Source organism: Halorubrum sp. GN12_10-3_MGM (assembly GCF_005435235.1).
Taxonomy (GTDB): domain Archaea; phylum Halobacteriota; class Halobacteria; order Halobacteriales; family Haloferacaceae; genus Halorubrum; species Halorubrum ezzemoulense.
In genome coordinates, this window is record NZ_SGUB01000027.1 from 1 (window position 1) to 24,454 (window position 24,454).

General features: G+C 62.6%; 15 protein-coding genes and 4 pseudogenes. 12 read left to right on the plus strand and 7 right to left on the minus strand.

Annotated features, from left to right (window positions below; genetic code table 11):
* Positions 1-230 precede the first annotated feature (230 nt).
* Together EXE47_RS19045 and EXE47_RS19050 are read right to left on the minus strand one after the other, a co-directional pair.
* Positions 231-371 (minus strand): annotated as a pseudogene (locus EXE47_RS19045) (IS5/IS1182 family transposase); the annotation flags it as partial.
* Positions 372-424: 53 nt separating this feature from the next.
* A pseudogene (locus tag EXE47_RS19050) lies at positions 425-532 on the minus strand (RNA-guided endonuclease TnpB family protein); the annotation flags it as partial.
* Between the two features lie 69 nt (positions 533-601).
* On the opposite strand from EXE47_RS19050, the pseudogene EXE47_RS19055 reads away from it, so the two are divergent.
* The 5 genes and pseudogenes from EXE47_RS19055 to EXE47_RS15495 all read left to right on the plus strand — a co-directional run.
* A pseudogene (locus tag EXE47_RS19055) lies at positions 602-969 on the plus strand (IS6 family transposase); the annotation flags it as partial.
* 259 nt (positions 970-1,228) lie between these two features.
* Positions 1,229-1,492: pseudogene (locus EXE47_RS15475) on the plus strand (IS6 family transposase); the annotation flags it as partial.
* 326 nt (positions 1,493-1,818) lie between these two features.
* Positions 1,819-3,510 (plus strand): Na+/H+ antiporter NhaC family protein, encoded by a 1,692-nt coding sequence (locus EXE47_RS15485; protein ID WP_049933572.1) that lies wholly within the window; start codon positions 1,819-1,821, stop codon positions 3,508-3,510.
* Between the two features lie 308 nt (positions 3,511-3,818).
* Positions 3,819-5,276: an IS66 family transposase gene (gene tnpC, locus EXE47_RS15490; protein ID WP_137704004.1), complete on the plus strand. Its 1,458-nt coding sequence runs from the start codon at positions 3,819-3,821 to the stop codon at positions 5,274-5,276.
* Between the two features lie 536 nt (positions 5,277-5,812).
* On the plus strand, positions 5,813-6,916 hold the full coding sequence (locus tag EXE47_RS15495) for an IS630 family transposase (protein ID WP_137704005.1): 1,104 nt from the start codon (positions 5,813-5,815) through the stop codon (positions 6,914-6,916).
* A gap of 36 nt (positions 6,917-6,952) precedes the next feature.
* On the opposite strand, the gene EXE47_RS15500 is transcribed toward EXE47_RS15495, so the two are convergent.
* Positions 6,953-7,438 carry a hypothetical protein gene (locus tag EXE47_RS15500; RefSeq protein WP_137703837.1) on the minus strand — a complete coding sequence of 162 codons (486 nt, stop codon included), beginning with the start codon at positions 7,436-7,438 and terminating at the stop codon, positions 6,953-6,955.
* 80 nt (positions 7,439-7,518) lie between these two features.
* Between EXE47_RS15500 and EXE47_RS15505 the strand changes: the two genes are divergently transcribed.
* The 6 genes from EXE47_RS15505 (at position 7,519) to EXE47_RS15530 (ending at position 15,333) form a co-directional block, all read left to right on the plus strand.
* A complete protein-coding gene (locus EXE47_RS15505; RefSeq protein ID WP_137703838.1) occupies positions 7,519-10,239 on the plus strand; it encodes an ABC transporter ATP-binding protein in 2,721 nt (906 codons plus the stop codon).
* A 102-nt stretch (positions 10,240-10,341) separates the two neighbouring features.
* On the plus strand, positions 10,342-12,042 hold the full coding sequence (locus EXE47_RS15510; RefSeq protein WP_049932976.1) for an ABC transporter substrate-binding protein: 1,701 nt from the start codon (positions 10,342-10,344) through the stop codon (positions 12,040-12,042).
* Positions 12,043-12,092: 50 nt separating this feature from the next.
* Positions 12,093-13,106: an ABC transporter permease gene (locus EXE47_RS15515; protein WP_049932977.1), complete on the plus strand. Its 1,014-nt coding sequence runs from the start codon at positions 12,093-12,095 to the stop codon at positions 13,104-13,106.
* The gene (locus tag EXE47_RS15520) at positions 13,103-14,020 is read left to right on the plus strand and encodes an ABC transporter permease (RefSeq protein WP_049932978.1); all 918 of its coding nucleotides are present in this window, start codon (positions 13,103-13,105) and stop codon (positions 14,018-14,020) included. The genes EXE47_RS15515 and EXE47_RS15520 overlap by 4 nt, the downstream gene beginning before the upstream one ends.
* Positions 14,013-14,360 carry a hypothetical protein gene (locus EXE47_RS15525; RefSeq protein WP_137703839.1) on the plus strand — a complete coding sequence of 116 codons (348 nt, stop codon included), beginning with the start codon at positions 14,013-14,015 and terminating at the stop codon, positions 14,358-14,360. The genes EXE47_RS15520 and EXE47_RS15525 overlap by 8 nt, the downstream gene beginning before the upstream one ends.
* A 262-nt stretch (positions 14,361-14,622) precedes the next feature.
* A complete protein-coding gene (locus tag EXE47_RS15530; protein ID WP_080508638.1) occupies positions 14,623-15,333 on the plus strand; it encodes a CbiX/SirB N-terminal domain-containing protein in 711 nt (236 codons plus the stop codon).
* A 46-nt stretch (positions 15,334-15,379) separates the two neighbouring features.
* On the opposite strand, the gene EXE47_RS15535 is transcribed toward EXE47_RS15530, so the two are convergent.
* From EXE47_RS15535 to cobN, 4 genes are all read right to left on the minus strand, one after another.
* Positions 15,380-16,636, minus strand: coding sequence for an RNA-guided endonuclease TnpB family protein (locus EXE47_RS15535; RefSeq protein WP_094579575.1), 1,257 nt, complete (start codon positions 16,634-16,636; stop codon positions 15,380-15,382).
* 181 nt (positions 16,637-16,817) lie between these two features.
* Positions 16,818-17,597 (minus strand): cobalt-precorrin-7 (C(5))-methyltransferase, encoded by a 780-nt coding sequence (locus tag EXE47_RS15540; RefSeq protein WP_094579574.1) that lies wholly within the window; start codon positions 17,595-17,597, stop codon positions 16,818-16,820.
* On the minus strand, positions 17,594-18,316 hold the full coding sequence (locus EXE47_RS15545) for a precorrin-8X methylmutase (protein ID WP_049932982.1): 723 nt from the start codon (positions 18,314-18,316) through the stop codon (positions 17,594-17,596). Before EXE47_RS15545 ends, EXE47_RS15540 begins: the two co-directional genes overlap by 4 nt.
* Positions 18,306-22,220 carry a cobaltochelatase subunit CobN gene (gene cobN / locus EXE47_RS15550; protein WP_137703840.1) on the minus strand — a complete coding sequence of 1,305 codons (3,915 nt, stop codon included), beginning with the start codon at positions 22,218-22,220 and terminating at the stop codon, positions 18,306-18,308. Before cobN ends, EXE47_RS15545 begins: the two co-directional genes overlap by 11 nt.
* Positions 22,221-22,253: 33 nt before the next feature.
* Here cobN and EXE47_RS15555 point away from each other — a divergent pair, with 33 nt between their 5' ends.
* Positions 22,254-24,428: a VWA domain-containing protein gene (locus tag EXE47_RS15555; RefSeq protein WP_089309023.1), complete on the plus strand. Its 2,175-nt coding sequence runs from the start codon at positions 22,254-22,256 to the stop codon at positions 24,426-24,428.
* Positions 24,429-24,454 lie beyond the last annotated feature (26 nt).

The window sequence follows — 24,454 nt, forward strand, 5'->3', positions numbered from 1 at the left end:
TGCTGGCGACGTGGCGCCAGCAGGGACGCAATCCATACGAAGAGCTTCGTCGAGCCGTCAGTAACAATGAACTGATCTCACGGGCTCACGCTGTGCCGGCTGTCGAGACTCCGGGGTAAACACGTACCATTGCTGTAAGGCAGAAGGATGTACTGTGTGAAGAGGTGTCTTATTATATATAACACAATCAGCGCGATTTCGCGAAACACGCGGAACCACAAGCGCGCTCACACAGGGAAGCTGAACAAGCGCTTCACAGCTGAGTTCACGGTTTCGGTCATTGAGTGCTGGTTGTAGCGATCATCGTCGATTCTGGCGTTGAATGGGTACAACACAAAGAGCCGATGCTTGATCAGCCGTCTGTTCCCAAGCACATACACCGTTTGCGGAGATCGCCCGCGTTCCGACGTGAAGTACCTCGGGATCAAGCCCCGAGGCTTCCCGTTTCCACGACGTGCTTTACAGATTCCGCGAGGGAATCCACAGGGAGCGCAGTCTCCACGGGCGTGGATTCGGAGTTCCCCACTCCTACTTGATGGTCACGGCAGAGCGTCTCGCGGTGTTAAGTTAAGGATGAGGCGGGACGAGGATTCAGTGCTCTATGCCGAAAACCGCCCGCCTCACCGAGTGTACCGAGTGGATCGACTTGGAGTTTGTGGAGTGAGAGCGGACACCCCGCGAGATCATTGAAAAGGGTATTCGTCACCATCTCGCTGGATTATCACTTTCGAATACAGTTATTCTTCTTGAGGAATTGGGTGTCCAACGAAGTCGTGTCGCTGTTCACAATTGGGTACAGAAAGCCGATCTACAGCCAGCTGACGGTGAGAGCCCGGATCGCGTTGCCGTCGATCAGAAAGCGATCCGGATCAACGACGAGCAGTGCTGGCTGTACGCTGCTGTCGATCCTGAAACGAACAAAATCCTTCATTCACGGCTGTTTCCGACGTATACGATCCCGATCGCACGAGAATTTCTCACTCAGCTTTGAACGTTGTCGTGTTGACACTATTGGACCCGAAATCGGAGGAAAAGACGTTCTACGAGGAGTTTACGGTATCGGCCGAACTGGAGAGTGATTCACAGAGGATAATGAAGGCAGCGTTCACGGCGTTTGAACCTCTAGTGGAAAGTGGAGCGTCTGCGGCTGAACCCCCTTTTCCGTGTTCACACCGTCTCAGCCGCCATTTTCGGTCGATTAAGTGTTGGATACTCAACGTTCAAAGCTGAGTTTCTCACTGAATTAGCTGAGAAACACGACGTCGAAGACGCGCTGTTTCTCGTCGATGACGCAGACGATCTGATCGGTGGTCTCCGCCGCAAAAACTACAGCTACCGCGTCGAACAACACGGCTTCAGAAATTCTATCGAACGTGTCTTTAGAGAAGTAGAACGACGGACCTCTTCGTTTTCAAACTGTTTTAGTCACGTTGATCCGCCGACCGCGGAAACGTGGTTACAAGCCCACGCTGTCTGGTGGAATCATGCTTAAGTTAACACGACGGAGCGTCTGACCCGGCTTATTTTCGCCGACTAAGCCAGACGCGAAGTGTGCCGTCACACCACTCTATTTGAGATGTTTCGAGTTAATGGCTTGGTTCACGAGTTGTCGGCTTCATCCACGGGGTCAAGCCTCGTGGCATTCGCCTCGACAGCCTGTAAAATCTGCTTAGTGAGGTCTGTGTCACTTTCTTCCCAGTTCGTTGAGAGAACGCGTATCAAAGATTTAATTTAAGTCGATATCGAGTTCTGCTCGTGGCTACCACAAGTTACGGCTTGTTGGCGTTGGCACCGCCGCTTCTGGCAATCGTGTTGGCGATGACGACACGGCAGGTGCTTGTGTCCCTATTCGCCGGCGTCTGGATCGGCGCGATGATCGTGGCGAACTGGAATCCAATCGCGGCGACAGGACTCACGATGGACTGGCTCGTCGAAGTATTTCGGTCGCCATTCAATACGAAATTCATTATTCTCATAATGTTCATGGGCGCGGGTGCGGCGTTCATTCACCGCTCCGGTGGCATCCTGGCACTGGAGCGGTGGATCGGCGATCGTGTTGACAGCGCCCGCGAGTCTCAGATCCTCACGTGGCTCATCGGAGTCTTCATTTTCTTCAGTTCTTATACCAGCACCATCGTCACAGGCAACGCGACACGGGATCTCGCGCAGGAAAACCACTCCTCCCGGGAAATGCACGCCTACACGCTTGATTCAACGACATCGCCCGTGGCGACCTTCGGGCCTGTGTCATCTTGGATCGGCTACCAAGTCTCAATGATTATCGTCGGGTTCGAGGCGGCTACGGTTACCGCCGCGGAACTCGGGATGACCCCCTTCGGATTGTTCCTCCAGAGTATTCCTTGGAACATTTACTGTTTCATGGCGTTCTTCATGGTCGGGTTCATCGCGATTACTCAGCGATTCTTTGGTCCGATGCTTGACGCCGAGTGGCGGGCGCGTTCCACCGGTCGGACTATTCGGGAAGACGCGACGCCATTGTCCGACGTCTCCCAGGACGTCGGCGAGCCGAGCGACAGGAACCCGACCCTCGTGAATTTCTTCGGCCCCATTTTTGTGTTGCTCGTCGTGAGTTTGGTCTCGATGTGGTGGCTGGGTGGTGGACAAAATCCCGGCGTTAGTATCTCGAAGGCATTCCAAGAGACTGACGTGGCGCTCGGTCTTCTGTATGGGTCTTTCGCGTTCATGCTGTCCGGGTTTGTCGGATCACTCGGCTACCGGACAATGGACCTCGAAACGGCCAGCGATACCATCATCCAGGGATTCAAAACGATGAACATCGCCATCGCGATCATCGTGTTAGCGTGGTCGATCGGTTTAGCTGCCGAGAAGGTCGGCACCGCCCAAGCGATTGTGGATATAATGGTCGGCAGCGGTGTTCCTGGGAGCTTCCTCCCCGTCATAATCTTCCTCGCAGCAATGTTTGTCGCGTTCACGACCGGTACCTCTTGGGGCACCATGGCTATTCTCACCCCACTCGCAATCCCGCTTGGGTATGAACTGGTCGGTCCTTCTATCCTCCCCGTGCTTATCGGGGTGCTGTTCGGCGGCGCTATCTATGGCGACCACAGTTCACCAATCAGCGACACGACAGTTATGTCGTCTATCTTCTCAGGCTCCGATCATATTGATCACGTTAACACCCAAGTCCCATTCGCAGGAACTGCGGCGGGGGTCACGGTGCTCGTCCTCGTGTTGTACGGGCTGGGTCTTCAGACGGCATACTTCGCACTGCCACTGGCGCTCGTTCTGACGGCAATCGCAGTGCTCGTTCTCAACAAGTTCGACGCTAGACGTAAGGGGCTCCCCGAGGTGATGCCTTCCGCTGACGCAATCGAATCCGGCGATGTTGATGTTGACGCCGTTGAACGCGGTGAGGTTGATGGCAACAACGGGAGTCACGACCATCTCACGCTGATCCCGGTACTGGCGGTCATCATCGTCGCTGCGTACCTCGCGCTCGTGGTCGCATTCGCGGCGGTAGGTACCTAAATCGACATGGTGTTCTGATCGTTATCGGTTGCTGATCAAGGACTATATTGGATCGCCATACGGCAGCGAGGTAGGCCGCTAAATCAAATGAGTTGAAGCGGGAGACTTCAGTTGCCTATGACCCAAATCTCCTGCTTCATCGGGGGTACGTGTTTAGCCCCGTCTGATTTCGTCACTATCTCGTAGGTGGTGGCCTATGATAGACACATGGTCTGCCAGCAGGGAGTCAGTCTACATCCTCAGGGATGGTCTCCGAGCAGCGGAGACCATCCCGTCAGCCCTGCTGTCTTCGTTTCGAGGTGGAATCGATGAGCTGGGACGATCTCTCCAAGGACGAACTCCTCTCGCGATTTCTCCAGATGGAGGAGCGAATCGACGAGCTGGAAGAGACGATCGCCCAGAAGGACGAGCGGATCGAGGAACAGAACGAACTGATCGAAGAGCAGCAAGAGCGGATCGAAGAACTCGAAACACGCCTCCGGAAGTACGAGAATCCACACACTCCACCCAGTAAGCGACGGTCGGGGACCGACGGGTCCCCGACCTCGCAGGACGACGAAGACGACGATGTCCGAACTGATGGCGGCACTCCTGGCCGAAAGGATGGTCACGACCCGGAGTGGCGCTCTCCGCCTGATCCCGACGAAGAAGTCGATGTCACCTGTGACTGTTGTCCTGAGTGTGGCGACCACTTCGACGAGTCGGTGGGCGTCACCCCCCGACTCGTCGAGGAAATCCCTGACCCCCAAACCCCAGAAATAACCCGGTACAACCGCCACTACTACCAGTGCGATTCCTGTGGAACAGAGACAGTTGCGGCCCACCCCGACTGCCCCGATGAGGGGCAGTTCGGGGTGAACGTCATCGCTCAATCAGCTCTGTCACGGTACGATCACCGCCTTCCCTACCGGAAGATTGCTGATCGCTTCGAGCAACTACACGGACTCGAACTCTCGGGTGCATCCGCGTGGCACGCGACCGAGCGCGCTGCGCGCGCCGGTCGCTGTGAGTACGAGCAGATCCGTCAAGAGATTCAGGATGCTGACGTGGTTCACATCGACGAGACAGGCATCAAGCGCGACGGTGAACAAGCGTGGATTTGGACGTTTCGGACCATTCAACACACGTTGTACGCGGTCAGGGAGAGTCGCGGAAGTGATGTTCCCGCAGAAGTCCTCGGCGAGGACTTCGCGGGAACAGTCGTCTGTGACGGGTGGACGGCGTACCCAGCTTTCAGCAGCAACCTCCAGCGGTGGTGGGCGCACATTCTTCGAGAGGCTGAGGACGCCGCCGAAAAGCAGCCAGAAGGTGAACCGATCTACCAAGCTCTCAGACAGCTATTCGTCGCTCTCCAGGCTCGGCTGGAGAGCGACCCAAGTTCTCGTGAGAGAGCAGACCTCCAGCGTGTGGCGCGAAGAGAGCTTGAATCGCTGATTGAGCGGTCAGTACCCGACGGACCAGTAGCAACACTGCTGGGGAAGATCGAAGGAGGTCTCGACCACTGGCTCACCTTCGTCGGTGAGCCAGCGGTCTCTCCGACAAACAATGCCGCAGAGAACGCACTTCGTGAGCCAGTGGTTCTCCGGAAAATCATCGGAACGCTCCGTAATGACCGAGGAATGTTCGTTCACGAGACGGTCTTGTCCCTGCTGGCGACGTGGCGCCAGCAGGGACGCAATCCATACGAAGAACTTCGTCGAGTCGTCAGCAATAATGAGGTTATGTCACGGGCTCACGCTGTGCCGGCTGTCGAGACCTCGGGGTAAACACGTACTAGAGATTCAAGGAGAATACCTGACCCTTCAGGGTCAGGATGAATCCGACACTACTCTCCACGAACCACGTTCGGTAGCGTTCCTGAGTTTCTAATCCGTAGTTTCAATTATTGTCACTTCATAGCAACGAGAAGGGTCTGGTCGGAACGGAGCGATTCCGAACGGCCTCCGGAGGCGGTCTATCCGCCACTAACGAGACAGTGTCCGAAACACCAACACGGTGAACACGAACGCAGACACGTTCGCCTCGTGCCTGTTGGTCGAGCAAGCCCAAAGGTAACTCCAAGTCCGTCGAAGCGACGTTGACTCCCTGCTGGCAAAAACAACAGATGAGAGTCAAACGACGCCGAGGATAGGAGTAACGGCGGGTTGGCACCGCCAGTCAGCCGCTGACCACGATGGCTGGGTTAAACGGGTTCCCGAAAAGTGGCAGAGTCATGGTTGCGAACCTGAAACTCCCAACGCTCGGGATTCCTCCGCCTTTAGTGCCTAGTGAAAGTTATGAAGGTAGAGTCTGATGAGGAGGTATGTCTGGGGATCGCCGCAAAGAGATCGTCCGTCACCTCAGTGAGGACGATCTCGATCGACTCCTCGCGGAGTCTACGGATGAAAAACTCACTGAGCGGTTGATCTTCGTTAAACGGCTCTACAAGGGGGCAACCTTGGAGGACGCTGCCGACGATGTCGGCAGGTCCTCCGCGACAGGAACACGCTGGGCTCGCCGATGGAACAGGGGCGGTCTTGGACTTCTAATGCCGAACTTCGGGGGCGGCAGGCCCCCGAAGCTCGGCGAAGAACAACAGCAACGCCTCTTGGAACTGCTCCGGGAGGGCCAACCGTGGAAGAAACAAGAGATACAACACCTCATCAACGAGGAGTTCGACGTTGAATTTCATCCAGCCCATCTCACTACGTTCCTCGAAAAGCTCGGCCTCTCCTACGCAATTCCGCGGACTAAGCGCCCATCACGGCCAGAAAATGCCGAAGAAATCCTCGACGAACGCGTCGGCGACGCGTTCGACGAGGGAACTGATGAGCCGCACAACAAACGCGATGGAGACGATGAGGAAGGCTGGGTCGTCGACGAAGAGATCCGTACGGACGGTGGAACTGTGCTTGGATTTCTCGACACATCGCATCCACAACCGTGGGACAACTCACAGCGACTCTACACCGTCGACGACCCTCACATCACCCGACCGCTGGTGAAGTTAGACGAACCAGCGGTCGGGTTCTATGCACTCTCCGGTGAGAGCGTGGTCCAGTTTCCAAGTAATCAGGAGAAAGAACGAATCTGTGAGTGTCTCGAAGGAATCCGCGAGCAGAATCCGAGTCGACGGATTCTGCTCGTCTTGGATAACTTCTCTTCTCACGTGTGCGAGTACACGCGTAAGCGAGCCCATCAACTCGGAATTGACCTCGTGTTTTTGCCCGTTGGTTCACCGGATCTCAATCCAATCGAGCAGGTCTGGAAGAGTTTGAAATGGGAAGCGTCACCGTTGATTGTGGAGAGCGCGGCAGAATACCGCGCTCTCCTTACCGAACTCTTTGAGAAGCTCACAGCTCAGCTTAGTTTCGCGGCCTCTTGGATCGACAATCATCTCGACGACTATCTTCAAAAGTTATGCTAGGTACTACAGGCGGAGGAGGATGTCAAGGGAGGCCGATCACTCGACAGGGTCCGGGAGAAACGGCGTCGGATCGTCATGGACGAACCGGACTGCGTCGTCGTTCAATCGACGGCAGAATAGGCGCACGGCCCCCGCCTCTCTGATCGATTCGAGTTTCTCCGCCGCCTGACTCGGATCGTAGTACGCGGGGACGAAGACAGCCGTTTCGCTCTCGGGCGCGATTTCGACGACCAGCACGTAGACCAGTTCGTTTCCCTCTGCCCGGAACACCTCGACGTCTCGAAATTGTCGGTCGTCGACAAGCGACTCTAGCTCCTCGAACTCCGAGCCGGGGAGGACGACGTCAAGGCCGGTCCGACGGTCCGAGTCGACCAAGACTGAATCGCCGGGATGGAGTTCGAGCGCTGTCCACCCGCGCTCTCGGTACTTCGTCGCAGTCGCTTCCATGTCCTCGATGACGGCGGACCATCCATTTTCCGCCTGTACGTTCGTGGGCACGTCGCCGCCTGCGGGTTCGTTCATACCAGCAGACGCTGGGGTAGCCGTATAAATGATTTCACTGTCCCCAAGATATATCTCCGTGAGGCTCACTACCGCCGGTAGTGACCGATCTGCTCTCGCTTTCCGCGCTCCAAACTGAGTTCAGAACCGAACGAGGCGCGGTCAAGGCCGTTGACGGTATTGACCTCTCGATTGAGCACGGAGAGACCGTCGGCCTCGTGGGTGAGTCGGGTTCCGGAAAGAGTGTCACCGCTCTCTCTGCGATGGACCTCGTCGACGACCCCGGCGACATCGTCGGTGGCCGGATCACCCTTGAGGATCCGGCGCTCGCAGCCTCCCTCCTCGACGAGTTCGACGATGCGTACGTTCCGTACCCGTCCGGGCTGATCGATGCGATCGCGGCTGTGAGCAGCGGGCTTCGCGCCGGACGGCGCGTTCCCGACACCCCTGCTGAGCTTCGCGGAATGGTCGATGACATCGTCGCCGAAGAGGACCCAAACGACCTTACGAGCCACCTCAGAACTGCCGCAGAGCGTCTCAAAACCGACGCCGACCCGAAGACCGTCGGTGACGACCTTGAGGCCGCACTCGCTGACGCCGTCGACGGCTTCGTGTTCCTCGATGCCGACGCCCGAGAGCGGATCCGCGCCGGCGCGAAGCCGACCGACGTTGATATCGACGAAGGAATCATCGACGTGACGGCAGCCCCCGAGGCGGCCGTCCGCCGGATCCGCGGCGGCGAGATGGGGATGATCTTCCAAGACCCGATGACCTCTCTCAACCCGGCGGTCACCGTCGGCGAGCAGATCGCCGAGTCCCTGCGGCTCCACCGGTACGGCGGTCAAAAACACGACTCGTGGCTCAATGGGGTCCGCGAAATTCTCCCGAAACTCGGAGGTCGAGAGGGTGAAGAAGAGGTGATGGACGAAGTTGTCAGGATGCTTCAGGCGGTCGGCATTCCGGAAGCGAAACAGCGCTTGGAAGACTATCCACACGAGTTCTCCGGAGGGATGCGCCAGCGCGTGCTCGTCGCTATCGCCCTAGCCTGCCGGCCGAACCTCCTCATCGCCGACGAACCGACGACCGCACTCGACGTGACGATTCAGGCGCAGATCCTCGATCTGATCGACGACCTACAGGAAGAGTTCGGGATGTCAGTCTTGATGATCACCCACGACCTCGGCGTCGTGGCCGAAACCTGTGACCGCGTGGCCGTAATGTACGCCGGCGAGATTGTCGAGGAAGGCCCCGTAGAAGAGATCTTCTCCAGTCCCAGCCATCCCTACACCTACACGCTGCTCGAATCGATCCCCACCGAAGAAAAAGAGCGACTGACACCGATTGAGGGAAACGTCCCTGACCTGATCAGCATGCCCGACGGGTGCCATTTCGCGCCGCGCTGTCCCTGGGCCGAGCCCCAGTGCCGCGAGGGGGAGATTCCATATCTCCAGCACGGCCCGGACGATGTCGACCACCGGTCGAAATGCGTCCACGACGAGTTTGATAAAGATATGTACGGGACCGACGAACCCGCCGCTGGTTCCAGATCTGCCATCGGCGACCCGCTTGTCGAGGTCCGCGAGATGCGGAAGTACTACCAACAGGAGGATGGCGCGCTCGACCGGATGTTCGGCGGGGGTGACTCGAGCGTCAGGGCCGTCGACGGGATCGATCTCGACGTCCACGAGCGGGAGACGCTGGGACTCGTCGGCGAGTCCGGTTGCGGGAAGTCCACAGCGGGACAAGCGATCCTCCACCTGGACCCGCCAACCGACGGGAGGGTCGTGTTCGCTGGTGAGGACCTCGGATCGCTCTCGAAATCGGATCTCCGTAAGCGCCGGAAAGACATGCAGATGGTGTTCCAAGATCCGATGTCGAGCCTCGACCCGCGGATGACAGCCGGCCAGACGATCATGGAACCGCTGAAGATTCACGGCCTCGCCGAGGGACGCCACCGCGAGCGCGTCTTCGAGCTGATGGACGCGGTCGGGTTAGAGCGCGGCCAGTTCGGCCGATACCCACACGAGCTTTCCGGCGGTCAGCGTCAGCGGGTCGGCATCGCGCGATCCCTAGCGGTGGATCCCGACTTCATCGTCGCCGACGAGCCGGTGTCGGCACTCGATGTGTCCGTTCAGGCGCAGATCATTAACCTGCTGGAGGACCTCCAAGAGGAGTTCGGGCTCACCTTCCTGTTCATCGCCCACGACCTGAGCGTCGTCCGCCACATCTCCGACCGGGTGGCGGTGATGTACCTTGGTGAGATAGTTGAGGTCGCCGAGACGGACGAACTGTTCGAGACGCCGAAACACCCATACACCAGAGCGCTCCTGTCCGCGATCCCGGAGCCCGACCCCCTCGCCGACACAGACGATCGAACGATCCTCAAAGGGGATGTTCCGTCACCGATCAACCCACCCTCCGGCTGTCGGTTCCGCACCCGCTGTCCATCGGTCATCCCGCCGGAAAACCTAGACATCAACCAGGAGCGCTATCGCGAGGTAATGTTCTACCGACAGCGATTAGAAGCGAGAGACATCGACCTCGATGCCATCGAGTCGGAGGTCCGAATCGAAGACGAGCCGGCGCGGACCGCCGTCGCCGACGGCGGCGAACATCCGACGCTTTTCAAGTACTTCTTCGACGGTCCGCTCTCGGGGGAGGCGCGAGCGGTCGTGGCCGAGTCCTTCGAACAGATCAAACACGACCGGTGGGACCAGGCAGAGGCCACACTCCGCGGGACGTTCGAGAGCGTCTGTGAACGAGACAACCCCGAACTCGGTGAGAGCGGTCATCCCGCTGCGTGCCACCTATACGACGAGTGACCTGTTGACAAGTGACTACAGGACCACTCAGCCGGAGCTTATGACGCGCTTTTGTCCTGTCGCTCCACCAGAATTATTTACCTAGCTCATATATGCCCATGTATGTGTCCTGATACCACAGGTACGTCACGACGCAGCTTCTTACAACGAGCGGGCGGCGCGACGGTAGCGACGGCATCGGTCGCCTCTCTTGCCGGGTGTGGCGGCGACGGTGGCGACGGTGGCGGCGGCGGCGACGGCGGCGACGGTAGCGACGGCGGCGACGGCAACAGCGGCGACGACACGACCTCGCTCCGCTACGGCCGCGGTGCTCACTCCAGTACCCTCGACCCGCAGAACACGACCAGCGGTGAGGTCGCGAAGGTCACCAATCAGGCGTACGAGGGGCTGATCGCCTTCCAACCGGGCGAAGCGTCGCTCGTCGAGTCGCTCGCCACCGACTGGTCGCTTGACGGCGACTCGGTGACGCTCACGCTACGAGAGGGGGTGAGCTTCCACGACGGGTCGGAGTTCACCGCCGACGACTTCATCGCCACGTACCGACGGTTTGTCGACGACGACTACGAGTACCACTTCGCGGACTCCTCCGTTTATGGGCCGTTCACCCTCGGCAACTGGATCGACAGTATCGAGGCCCCGGGCGACTACGAACTCTCGATCACGCTGACCCAGACGTACGCGCCGTTCCTCCGCAACCTCGCGATGTTCGCGGCCGTCGTCATCTCGCAGGACGCGATCGAGGGCGACACGAACCTCGGAGAGGAGATGGTCGGAACCGGTCCGTTCCAGCTCGAGACCCTCGACGACGCCAACAACCGCATCCGGCTCACCACCTTCGACGACTACTGGGGCGAGGCCCCGAACGTCGACCGGGTGCTATTCCTCACCCGCGGGCAGAACTCCACGCGTGCGCAGGCGCTCGTCGAGGAAGAGCTCGACATCATCGACGGGCTCGACCCTGACAGCATGCAGATCGTCGACGGGTCAGACACCGCGGAAACCCGAACGGCGACGGGGATCAACATCGGTTACATGGCGTTCAACCTCTCGCGGGTTGAAGCGTTCCGCGACCGCCGAGTCCGCCGCGCGATCAGCTACGCCATCGACACCCAGGCGATCGTCGAGAACATCTACTCCGGGATCGCCACGCAGGCCGACCAGCCGATCCCGCCCGCGCTGTTCGGGCACAACGACGACATCAGCCCCTACGAGTACGACCCCGAACAGGCGCAGAGCCTCCTCGATGAGGCCGGCTACGGCGACGGTTTCTCGTTCTCGCTGACGACTTTCCAGAACCCCCGCGGGTACAACCCGGCGCCGCTGCCGACCGCGCAAACGATCCGTTCGAACCTCGCCGAGGTCGGTATCGAGGTGTCGATCGATGACCGGCAGTTCTCCGACTACCTCACGTACACCAGCCAGGGGAGCCACGACGCGACGCTTGCCGGTTGGTACACCGACAACGCAGACCCCGACAACTTTTGTTACGTCCTCCTCCACCCGCAGACCGACGTGCCGGAGGGGCAGGACTGGGTCTCCTGGGACACCGAGGGGTTCAACACCTCGAACAACGCCGCGTGGGCTAACAGCGAGTACATGAGCGTCGTCGAAGAAGCCCAGCGGACCACGAATCAAGAAGACCGCGCCGAGCTGTATCAAGAGGCCGCCCAGATCGCGCACGACGAGGCGCCGTGGGTGTTCCTCGACTACGCCGACGAGGTCCGCGGCGTGTCCAACAGCGTGAATAACTACAGCGTCGCCGCGATCGGCGGGCCGTTCCTCGAACAGGTCGAGCTCGAGTAACTAGCGCCGAACGCAGACTTTTTGACCGTCCCACGCGCCCATTTCTCTGAATGGTCTCCAAACGCTTCGTCTTCAAACGGCTGCTCATGCTGTTCCCCGTGCTGTTCGGGGTCGCGACGGTGGTCTTCGCTATTCTCCACCTCTCGCCGGGCGATCCCGCCGTGGTCATCGCCGGCGACCGAGCGAGCCAGGAGTTCGTCAATCAGGTCCGCTCGGACTTGGGGCTCGACGACCCGCTCTGGCAGCAGTACGTTCGCTTCCTCGGCGAGGTGGCGACGTTCGACTTCGGCCAGTCTTATCAGGTGAACCGAGGCGCGGCGGTGAGCCAGATCCTCGCGGATCGCCTCCCGATCACGATCGAACTCGCGTTGCTCGGACAGTTCGCCGGCCTCCTGTTCGGGCTCCCGCTGGGTATTCTCAGCGCGGTCAAACAGGACACGTGGACTGATCATCTCACACGCATTGGCGCGCTGAGCGGGATCAGCGTCCCGATCTACTGGAGCGGTCCGCTGCTCATCCTGCTCTTCGCGCAGTTCCTCGGGCTTCTCCCGACCAGCGGTCGAATCGGCTCCGAGTACTTCGTCGAACCGGTCACGGGGCTTATTCTCGTCGACACGCTATTGGCGGGGAACGTCGCAGCGTTCCAGTCCGCGGTCGTTCACCTCCTCTTGCCGGTGGTGGTGCTCGGGATCTATCAGATGGCGCTGCTCTCGCGGATGATGCGCTCGTCGATGGTCGAGGTGATCCGCCAAGACTACATGCGAACCGCGCGCGCGAAGGGACAGGGCTCGAAGATCACCGTCATGAAACACGGCCTCCGCAACGCTTTTATTCCCGTCATCACCGTAGTTGGCATCCAGTTCGGATCGCTGCTCGGCGGCGCGGTGCTCACGGAGACTGTCTTCGAGATCAACGGCATCGGTACGCTGCTCGTCGACGCGATCAACCGTAGCGACTACCCCGTCGTCCAGGGTACCGTCCTCGTCTTCGCCGTATTGTACACGCTCGTTAACTTGGGCGTTGACCTCACCTACTCGGTCCTTGATCCACGTATCGAACAATGAGTACAGAGACACAGACCGGCGCCGTCGACCGAAGCATCGTCGAGCGGCTGCGCGCAAGCCCGTTCCTCTCGCAGCTCTCCTCGAACCGACTCGCGATCACCGGGATCATCATCATCGTGAGCGTCGTCCTGATCGCGGTCTACGCGCGGATCACCTACGACCTCAGCGAGCTCATGGCGACCCAGTTCGGGACGAATCCCGCTGAATCCCCGCCCAGCTCGGAGTACCTCTTCGGCACGGACGGGCAGGCCCGCGACATCTTCCCACGCGTGATGTACGGGGCCTGGTACGCGGTCCTCTACGGAACGGTCACCGTCGTCGCGTCGACGTTCCTCGGGGTGAGTCTGGGGATCGTCGCCGCGTACTACGGTGATCTGACCGACAACGTCATCATGCGGACGATGGACGTCCTGCTGTCGTTCCCGTCGCTACTCTTAGCGCTCGCGCTCGTCACCATCTTCCCGGAGGAGCTGGGCCTGTGGCGGGCCGTCGGGGCGCTGACGCTCGTCTACACGCCCCGGTTCGCCCGCGTCGTCCGCGGGGCCGCGCTGAAGGTGCTCGAAGACGAGTACACCGACGCCACGCGGGCGCTGGGCGCGACGGACCCGCGGCTGCTCGTTCGTCACGTCCTCCCGAACTGCCTCGCGCCGATAACGGTCCAGTCGACACTCAATTACGGGCTCGCGATCATCGACATCGCCGCGCTGTCGTTCCTTGGCTTCGGTGCCAGTCCAGGGGAACCGACGTGGGGCATGATGCTTTCGAACGGTGTCGAGTTCGGGCTGTTCTCCGGGGCGTGGTGGTGGTCCTTCTTCCCCGGCCTGCTGCTCGCGCTGACGGTGCTCGGATTCAACCTCCTCGGTGACGGGATGCGCGACGCGCTCGACCCCCGGATGCGAGAGACCGTTGACTGACCGCGACGGACGGCCGTCTGGACGGACGGTCGCGTGGTGGGTCGGCATCGGCAGCTTCCTCGGGCTCGTCGTCGCGGGCACGCTCTTCCCGTTCGTCGAGGCGCGGCGAGCGACCGATACCTCGTTCGCACTCGGGGTGTTGCTGTTCGGCTTCGGCGTCGCGACGTGGGGCGGCGCGGTCGGGTTCGGCGACTCGATGTCGGCGGTTCAAAGCCATCTCGGAGGCGAATCCGCGTGGAGCCGCGAGGGCGCGCGACAGGCGTTCGCCGTGTTGACTTGGGTCGGCGCGGGCTGGGCGGGGACTGCAGTCGGGGCGTCGATACTGCTTGTCGGCGTGTAAACGAGGCCCACTCCGATAACCCGTCCACCCTTGGGGGCGGCTATGAATGCTGTGTTGACTCGGTGGAAACGCTGCTACTCTATTAGAGAGTTAAACCGGGGATCTCCTGTGCGCGGAGTCGGCCCATCCGACCGCTGCCGGAGACACGTGGATAAGTTATTTACCTGATGCGCGTTACCACTGTATCAAGTCCAATTGTAGTAGACCAACAATATTTGTACACATGCCACGAGAAACACTAGTCCTCGTCGGGCGGAACGAGGTGCGTTCGGTCGCGGAGCAGCACGCCGATCGGTTACGACAGGCTGGTCTCGTCGACACGGTCACGACTGCGACGTACGAGGTAGAGCCGGAATCGGAGCTCAGAGAGGGTCTATCGGACGTTCGTGGTGATCGAGTCTACGCGGTTCCGCTGTGTTTCGCACACACCCACGAGACGCTGAAAGACGTTCCCAGAGCGTTGAACCGGCTTTCCGGAGAGGTGCGATACTGCGACCCGATTGGGAGGCGTCAAGCGGTGACCGAAGCGATTCGGAGCCAAGCCGAAGCGGCGAGCGACGCCGACGCTCTCTTGCTCGTCGCCCTCGGGAACAGCCGCGACGACCACGCGCAGACCGTCGCCGCATCCCATGCGGCCCGTCTGCGCGCGGAGTTCGACGAGGTCCGAACCGCGTATCTCCTCCAGAGTCCGGCCGTCGAGTGCGCGCGGTACACGCTCGATGCCGACCACGCGGTGGCGTGTCCGCTGTTCGTCGGAAATGGTGAGGCGACCCGAGACCGGATTCCCGAACAGCTCGAGTTACATCGGGGCGGGATCGACTACGCCGACCCATTCGGGGCGGACGACGTCGTCGCCGATGCGATCGCCGTCGCGGTCGAGCGCGCCCGCGCAAACTCCAAGCTCTCGACGCCGAGTCCCGACCTCGTTGCCGACGCTGAACCCGTGGCTACCGACGGGAGCGGACGAAACTAACTCGCTTCCCCTCTTTGCTCTCGTCAACAACCCCACCCTACTTCGCTCACCCTGATGGGTTCGCTCGTTGGGAGAGGGGCTTGTCCGTGAGCTCAGCCTCAAACCTGTCCGGGTAGGCGGTGAATCCGCCACTTGGCGTCACCGTTCCAGACTTGAGGGCGAGTTGACTGTCGCCCGTCCGCCGAGACGACTGTTGGCCCCGGCGGACATACCGCATCCCGATGTTCTTCGCCACGTTGTAGTCTGCGTTCGTTTCCAACTCACACTTCACGCACCGGAAATTGGTGCGAGTCGAGCGATTCTCGTCTGCCGTGAATCCACACTCGGCGCACCGCTTTGACGTGTGTGCCGACCCGACTTGCTTCACTGAGATCCCTTCCGTTTCAGCCTTGTACTCCACTTGCTCGTACAGTGTTCGGAACGCCCACCTGTGACCCCACGAGGCCCCCGTGCGGTCGCGGATGTGGGTTAGGTTCTCGAAGGCTATCACGTCGCACTTATACCGAAGTGCTTCGTCTACGATAGCGTTCGACGCTCGGTGAAGTACGTCGCGGACGTAGCGAAGTTCTCGGCCGCTCGATTGTTCGAGCGTCCGATGGGCACTCCTCGTCCCAGTCTGTTGGAGTCCGGCGCGTACCTTCTCGAACTCGCGGAGATCGTGGGTTAACTCCCGCCCGCTGAAGAAGGAGGCGGTGCTTGTGACGGCGAGGTTTTCGATGCCGAGGTCAACCCCGAGGACCGTCCCGTCCTCGGCGGTGTTCCGTTCTGTGTCCGTCTTGGGTCGGCGGAAGCCGATATGTAAGAGGTAATCGCCGTCACGGACGGTGAGCGTGCTTTCCATGACGCTCCAGTTGTCGGAGTCGAGGTACTGCCGTTGGTAGCCATTGTCGGCGTCGGGGAGGGCGAGGTCGCACCGGACGCGACTCTCTGTGGTGGAGAGCGACACCGTATCATCATCAAATACCGTCATGGTCCGGGTGTCGTATTTCACCGTGGGTGCGGTGAAGGTGGGCTTACTCACCTTCTTGTCTTTCGCCTTCCGTTCGATACAGCCGGTGATGGCTTTGGCGGCTTGGTGGGTGGCGAGAATCGCGTGCTGACTTCCGAGGTCGGTGCATTCGCGCACGTCGTTGTATGCGAGGGGCTGTACGTCGCTTTTCGCGTTGTATTTGCCCCACGCCATGTCCGTGGCGAGTTGGCATCCACGCTTCCACTCGGAGATGGTCTCTTCGAGAAGGTCGCGTTGCTCGTCCGTTACCTCAAGACAAGTGATTGCCGTCCGATGTACGTAGTCGTCTCCCACGTCTTCAATGTAATCAATAGGCTACTCATAAATTGGTGTTTGCGACCAACACAAACGCGCTCTTCCCCTCCCTACTCGATCCCTCCGGTCGATTCTTGAGGAAGGGGACTCCGCGTTACCGCTTCAGTTGAAACTGGCTAGGGCCGACCGCGAGCCGGCCCGGTTCCGTCGGTTCGTTTTGCTACCGCCGAACGACCAGCACGGATAGGTCGGAGAACGGCGAATCGCCCGGTTTGTCACCGCCCGCGTGCCCGGCGAGACCGCGAAGAGTCGTTCGGGTGATGCGTTCGTCGTCGTGGGTGAGTCGCTCGCAGACGAGCGCCTCCGCGTCCGGGTCGCCGCCGTGTTCAAGCAGGTCAGCGGCGACATCGCCGGGCATCCGGTCGAAGGGACGGGGCAACACGAGCAGGTGACGCTTCCCGACGTCGCGGCGCAGCCGGTCCATGCCCTCGGAGAGGTCGCCGCTCTTGTGGAGCGTGACGAAGGTCGCGTTCTCCATCGGCGTGCGCGCCCGACTGGCCGCGACCTGTAGCGAGGAAATCCCCGGGACGACGCGCACGTCGACCGAGCCGCCGGTCGCGTCGTCGACCGCTCTCCCGACCTTCCCGACGAACTGGTAGCCGGAGTGGTTCGGATCGCCCATCAGGACCGCAGTGCCCCGCTCCCCGCCGGCCACGCGATCGGCGAACGTCGCCAGCGCGTCCGCCTCGTCGCGATACCCGCACGTCAGACACTCCGCGTCGGTGCGATCGCGGACGAACTCGACGACCGTCTCGAACCCGACGACGACGTCTGCCTCCCGGATCGCGCGCTCGCTCCTCGGCACGAGGTAGTCTGGGTTTCCGGGCCCGATTCCGACGGCGTGGACGGTCATCACCGACTCGGTCACCCCGTCCTCTGGACGGTCCGCGGCGTACGCCGCCGGGTCCGGGCCGGAATCGAGGTCGTACTCGTCCGTCACGGGCTCTCCTCTCGAAGTGCGTCGAGCGTCGTCTCGCCGTTTCGGACGTCGCTGGCGGCGTGGACGAGCTCGTTCGTAAGCCCGGCGGCCACCCCGGACCCGCCGCGTCGACCGACGTTCGTGACCGCGGCGACGCCGTGTTCCGCTGCCACCTCGCGGACTCGCTCCCGGCTCTCGGCGGCCTTCACGAACCCGACCGGCGTCGCGACGACGACCGCCGGCCGCGTCCCCTGTTCGATGCAGTCGGCGAGCGCGAGCGCAGCGGTCGGCGCGTTGCCGACGACGGCTATCGCGTCGTCGTAGACGCCGCGTTCGTCGAGTTCGAGCACGCTCGCCGCGGTCCGGGTCATCCCGGTCTCCGCCGCGAGTTCCGCGCCGTTCCCGATCGCCTTCCTGACTTCGCAGTCGTGGCCGCGTCCCGTGATTCCCGACTTGACCATCGTGATGTCGGTCACGATCGGTCGCTCGTCGAGCACGGCCTCCGCGCCGACTGCGACCGGGTCGTTCGCGAACCGCATCAGGTGCGCGAATTCGGGGTCGCCGGTGGCGTGGACGGCCTTCGCACGTAGGCGGTCTGTCGGCGTCTCCTGTGGGACTAACTCGTGGACGCGGTCCATGCTCGTCTCGGCGATTTCCATCGCATCCTCGGTCGTCGCGCCGAGGTCGGCGTAGGCGGCGGTCCCGTCGCCGCCCCCCTCCGCTCCGCCATCAGTCGTCATCGGCGGTCACCTCCGTCGGGTCGCGCGAGGCGCGCTCCTCAATGTCGCCGTCGACGCTGAGGTTGCGGTCCCGAAGTTCATCGACCGTCTCGGCGTCGGCGTCCCAGAGCCCGCGCTCGATCACCTCTAAGAGCGTGTCCGTGATCGACTCCAGCGCCCACGGGTTGACGTCCCGCATCCAGTCGGCCCGGTCGTCGTCGAGGGCGTACTTCTCGGCGACGTCCCGCCAGAGGCGGTCGGAGACGACGCCGGTCGTCGCGTCCCACCCGAGCGCCACGTCGACCGTCTTCGAGAGGTCGCCGGCGCCTTTGTAGCCGTGATCCTCCATCGAGTCGAGCCAGTCGGGGTTGAGAACCCGCGCGCGCATGGCCTTCCGGACTTTCTCCTCGTTCGTGTAGACATCGACGTTGTCGGGGTCAGAGGAGTCGCCCACGTACGACGCCGGTTCCTCGCCGGCCACCTCGGTGACGGCGGTGATGAACCCGCCGTGGAACGCGTACCAGTCCGAGGAGTCGAACTCGTCCTGCTCCATCGTGTCCTCGATCTTCACCGTCGCCTCGACGTTGCCGAGCCGACGCTCGAACGCGTCGTGTGCCGCGGAGGCGGTGCCGCGAGAGCCGAGCGCGTAGCCGCCCCACTGGACGTACACCTCGGCTAGGTCCGCGGCGTCGTCCCAGTTCCCCTCGTCGACGGCCTTGTTGGTTCCCGCGCCGTAGCCGCCTGGACGCGTCGTGAACACGCGGTGTTTCGCGGCCGTCTCGGGATCGTCGTGGCCGTCGGCGGCGAGTTCCTCGGCCTCCTCCTCGACGTGCTTTTTCACGTAGTTCATCTCGTGCGGCTCGTCCAGGGCGACCACCGCGTCGACCGCGTCGTGGATCACGCTTGCGGCCTGCGGGAACGCGTCCCTGAACAGGCCGGAGACGCGGGTTGTGGCGTCGACGCGGGGGCGGTCTAACTCGTCGAGCGGGATCGGCTCCACGTCGTCGATCCGCCCCGCGTCGGTCCAGACTGGTTTGACCCCCATCGTCGCCAGCACCTGCGCGATCGTCTCGCCTCGGGTCCGGACGGTCGGCGTCCCCCACGCCACGACGCCGATCTCCTCGGGGTACTCGCCCTCCTCGTCGCGGTGGCGGGTGAGCGTGTCGGCGGCGATCTCGTGACCGACATCCCATGCGGCCTTGGCGGGCACCTTCCGCGGGTCGAGGGTGTAGAAGTTCCGGCCGGTGGGAAGCAGGTCGACGCCCCCGCGAGTGGGCGCCCCGGAGCCGCCCGACGGAACGTACTCGCCGGCCAGCGCGTCGGCCGTGCGCGGGATCTCCGCTTCGGCACCGCGAACGCGAGGCGCGGCTTTCTCGGCGATGAACCGGAGCGCGTCCCGGAGATCGTCGTGGGCACCCCCCTGAACGCGGGCGTCGCCAAGCGGGTCGATACCGACGATCAGCAGATTGATCGTCGTCCCGTCGTCCGCGCCGGCGTCTGATTCCGACTCGGGCACGTCGAAGTCGTGGGCGGCCAGCGTCCGGACGAGCTCCTTGCTGGTCTCGTACACCTCGTCTGCGGCCTCACTGTAGGTCATGCCCAGCGTCTCGTCGTACTCGCCCGGGGCGTCGAGCATCCGCTCGTAATCGACGCCGAGCACGCCGGCGACCGACTCGCGGAGGCTCGGTCCGCCAGGGTTCTCCAGCCGGGTGAGCGCGACGAGGTACTCCACGAGGCGGTCGTCGACCGGCGGCTCGCCCATCGTGTGAAGGCCCAGCCGGATCTGGGTGTTCTTCACGTCGGTCAGGTACGCGTGGACCCGCTCGACGAGCTCCTCGACGGAGACCTTGTCGCCCGCGACCTCGCCGTCCGCGAGCGTCGTGCCGGCCTCGTCCGGCCCGCGGACATCTGCTTGCTCGTCGACTTCGCCGGCGATCCCGAGTTCGACGGCGAGGTCGAGATCGTCGACCGTCTCGCGGATGAGGTCGCCGAGTCGGGCGCCCTCGTCGGTACGGACCTCGGTGCCGCCTGCCTCGCGGTACCGGCGGGCGAGGTCTTCCAACTCGGCCAGCTCGTCGTAGCTCCCGGCGCGACGCATCACCGGGGTTAGGTAGTCCACAACGGCAGCGTACGAGCGGCGCTTCGCCTGCGTCCCCTCGCCGGGGTTGTTCACGATGTACGGGTAGACGTTCGGGAGGTCGTCGATCAGGCCGTCCGGCGCGGAGCCGGAGCCAAGCCCGACCGTCTTGCCCGGCAGCCACTCCAGCGAGCCGTGCGTGCCGAGGTGGACGACGGCGTCGGCGTCGAACTCGTTCCGGAGCCACCCGTAGAAGGCGACGTAGTCGTGCGGGGGCCAGAGGTCGGAGTCGTGGTACACCTTCTCCGGGTCCATCCCGAACCCGCGCGGGGGTTGGACCGTGACGAGGACGTTGCCGAACTCGACGCCGGGGATCGCGAAGGGCCGATCGGGCGACTCGCCCCACTCGTCGAGGACGCCGTCGCGGAACCGGTCGCTCGCCGCGTCGAACCACTCAGCGTACTGTGCGGGCGACACGGTGTCGACGCTGCGGTCGCGCACGTCTCCCGGCGCGACCCATCGGTCGTCGAGCGTGAGCTGGCTCGTGAGCGCGTTGATGAGTTCCTCCTCGTCGGCGATCGGGGTGTCTCCCCTCTCGTCCGTGCCTTTCGACCCGAGGTCGTAGCCGCGACCGTTCAGCTCCTCTAGCAGGTTGACGGTCGATTCGGGTGAATCGAGTCCGAACGCAGTCCCGATCCCGTCGTCGCTCGGCGGGTAGTTGTGTAGCACGACCGCGACCTTCTTGTCCCTATTCGGCGTGTGCCGGAGCTTCGCCCAGTTGACCGCAAGCCGCGCAGCGTGGTCGACGCGATCTTCGATCGGGAAGTGCTGTTTGGGTGCGGAGCCGATGCCTGCGGCATCGTCAGTGCGCTCTTTCCCCGAGATCGGGTGTGTGATGACGTTCCCATCAAATTCGGGGAGCGCGACCGAGAGCGCGAGCTCGAAGCCCATCACGCCGGTATCGCTCGACTCGTACCGGGAGCGCGAGCGCATTGTGGTTACGGTTTGGATCACGGGGACACCGAGGTTGTCAAGGAACACGCTCTCCGCGTCGGCACCCTCGTCAGCGGCGTCGCGCCCGCGTTCGCTCATCGACAGTGAGAACATGAACGATGAGAGCACAGCGTCGATGACCGGGTCGTCTCCATCGTCGGTGAAATAGTGCTCGGCGGTCCACTTCGCGTCCTCTTGATTTGGCTCGTCGCTAACGGGATTACAGAACACGGGCAACACGTTCGCGCCGAGCGCTTCCAATCGGCGGAGCTGCGCGTCGACGTATCGGACGTTCTCGTGCGTCCAGTGCGACTCGTAGAACCAGACGCCGACCGTCGGCGCGTCCGAGTCAAATGTCGCGATCAGTTCATCGTAGTCTACACCGGGGTAATCAGGATGGTATACGCCCTCTGTCGGAAGTTCTATCGGGTCGTCGATCCCTCCCTCGACCGTTTCGTCGCCGTACTCCCGAGCGAGGAACCGCATCCCGTTCGCGATGTTAACTGTCCCACCGTAGTCGAGGTACTCGGAGAGCGTCGCCCGGTCGGGCGAGGCGACCGTGGTGTCCTGCAGCGCGAAGGCGTCGCCCGTCGCTTTCACCACGAGCGGCACCCCGGCGTCTCGGAGCTCATCGACCGCGAACTCGTATGCCGGCATGCTGTCTTGCCCGCCGTGGAGCCAGAGGACGACCGCGGTCGCGTCTCTGAGCTCGTCCACGAACGACGCCACGTCGCGTTGCTCGTCGAGGTCGCTGTCGGACCGAACGACGAGATCGATTCCCGTGAGCTGCTCCGCCGCCGTCTGGACCGCTCCCAGCTCGTTCTCCGTCGCCGTGTAGAGGCCGATTTTTGTCACAAGTTATTAAACCTCCTCTGTAATAACACAAGTATGGTTGATTTGGGGACAAACAAAAAAGTTTCCACCCCCCTGCCGGCGGTCGTCGGCCAAGCGGATCTCAAACGGGTTCTTCTCGCGTTAGCGGTCGAACCAGGTCTCAGCGGTGCCCTCCTCAGGGGGGAAAAGGGGACTGCCAAATCGACGTCCGTCAGGGCGCTCGCAGACCTATTACCCGAACAGACAGTCGTCGCCGATTGCCCGTACGGTTGTCCACCGACAAACGCAACCGGTACCACGGACGACTATTCCGGCAGCGACCAGTGTGCCTCGTGCCGCGATCGCGAGGATCCGCCGGTGGAAACGAGACCGGCTCCGCTCGTGACGCTCCCGCTCGGTGCGACCCGCGACCGAGTGGTCGGGACGCTCTCCGTCTCCGACGCGCTCGACGGCGACGCCGAGTTCGACCCGGGACTACTTGCCCGCGCCAACCGCGGCGTCCTCTACGTCGACGAGGTCAACCTGCTTCCGGACCATCTGATCGACGTGCTGCTGGACGCTGCCGCGATGGGAACGAACCACGTGGAGCGCGACGGTGTCAGCGTCGCCCACCCCGCCGAGTTCACGCTGATCGGGACTATGAATCCGGAGGAGGGTGAGCTTCGACCCCAGCTGCGCGACCGTTTCGACCTCTGCGTCAACGTCACGGGAAGCGACGAGATCGACGAGCGCGTCGAGATTCTGGACCGAGTCGTCGACGACGACGGCGGCCAAGACCTCCGCGCGGAGTTCGAAGCGGAGACGGCGGCCCTCCGAGAGCGCGTTCACAACGCCCGCGACCGCCGACCCGCGATTCCCGAGGAGTTCAAGCGCGACATCGCCGAGCTCTGCCGGGACGCGGACGTCGACGGCCACCGCGCCGATTTCGCCATCGCTCGGGCCGCCCGGGCGTTCGCCGCGCTCGACGGACGACCGAAGGTCATCGAGTCGGACGTGGCTGACGCCGCCGAGTACGGCTTGAGTCATCGATTACAGAGCCGTCCGTTCGAGGAGCCGGTCGACCCGGAAGAGGTGGTGGACGATCACTTCGGCGACGACACTGCCGAGGGCGACCGCGATCCGGAGGCCGACACCGACCCGCTTGGGGACGGTGACGGGACGGATACCGAGGATCCCGATCCGGACGGGAGCGACCCGGATCAAGGGTCCGGTGCCGACGGAGAGTCGGTCGGTGGGGAGAGTCGCTCAGACACGAACGGAGGAGGAAACTCCGACGACCGTGGTACCGACGGACCCGACCGCGATCGGTCCGGCGCTCCCGATGGCTCCAGATCGGAAGACGCCGACGACACCGAACGACCGCCGAGCAACGCGGCGGCTGCGGACCGCGGCGACGGAGCGGACGAGGAGGCGCCTGATTCCGACGGTGACGACGAGGCCGCACCGATCCCTCCAGGACGCGCTCGCGCGGGAGTAGCCGACGCAGCGGCACCGGAGGTCCCGTCACCCACGAGTCGCAGTGACGCGACGGGTGAGGGTGACGGCCGACACGCGGCGGCGCCGTCTCCCGAGGGTCGCGGGCCGACAGTGCGAACGGAACGCGCAGAGGAGACGGAGTCAGTTGACCCGGTATCAACCGTGCGGGCGGCCGCGCAGAACGGCCGATCGCGACCGGCCGATACCGACCTCCGACGGGCGGTTCGAGCGGACGACGCCGACACCCTCACGGTGTTCGTCACTGACGCCAGCGCGTCGATGGCCCCCGCGATGCGCGCGGCCAAGGGCGTGGCCTTAGAACTGTTACGAGACGCGTACACCGAGCGGGACGAGGTGGCGTTAGTCTCGTTCGGCGGCGACGGAGCCGAGGTACTCCTCCCGCCGACGACGAGCGTAACGCTGGCCGCGCGTCAACTGAAAGAGCTCCCGACGGCGGATCGGACGCCGCTTCCGGACGGACTGAATAAAGCCGCGACGCTTATCGAACGGAAAGGGTCGGCCGCGGCGACGGTCGTGCTCGTTTCTGACGGTCGCGCGAACGTCGCGAAGGGCAGTCCAACGGCTGCGACCCGTCAGGCGGCCGAACGGGTCGCGGAAACGGACGCGTCCGTTCTCGTCGTCGACGCGGGCGAGTCGAGGGCCGGCGTCCTCGACATCGTGTGCGAGACGACAGACGCGAGGCGGACCCCGCTCGCCGCGCTCTCAGCGGACGCGGTGCTTGGAGACGAGTAAGGTTTCTGTGGAGCGTAAGTTTTACA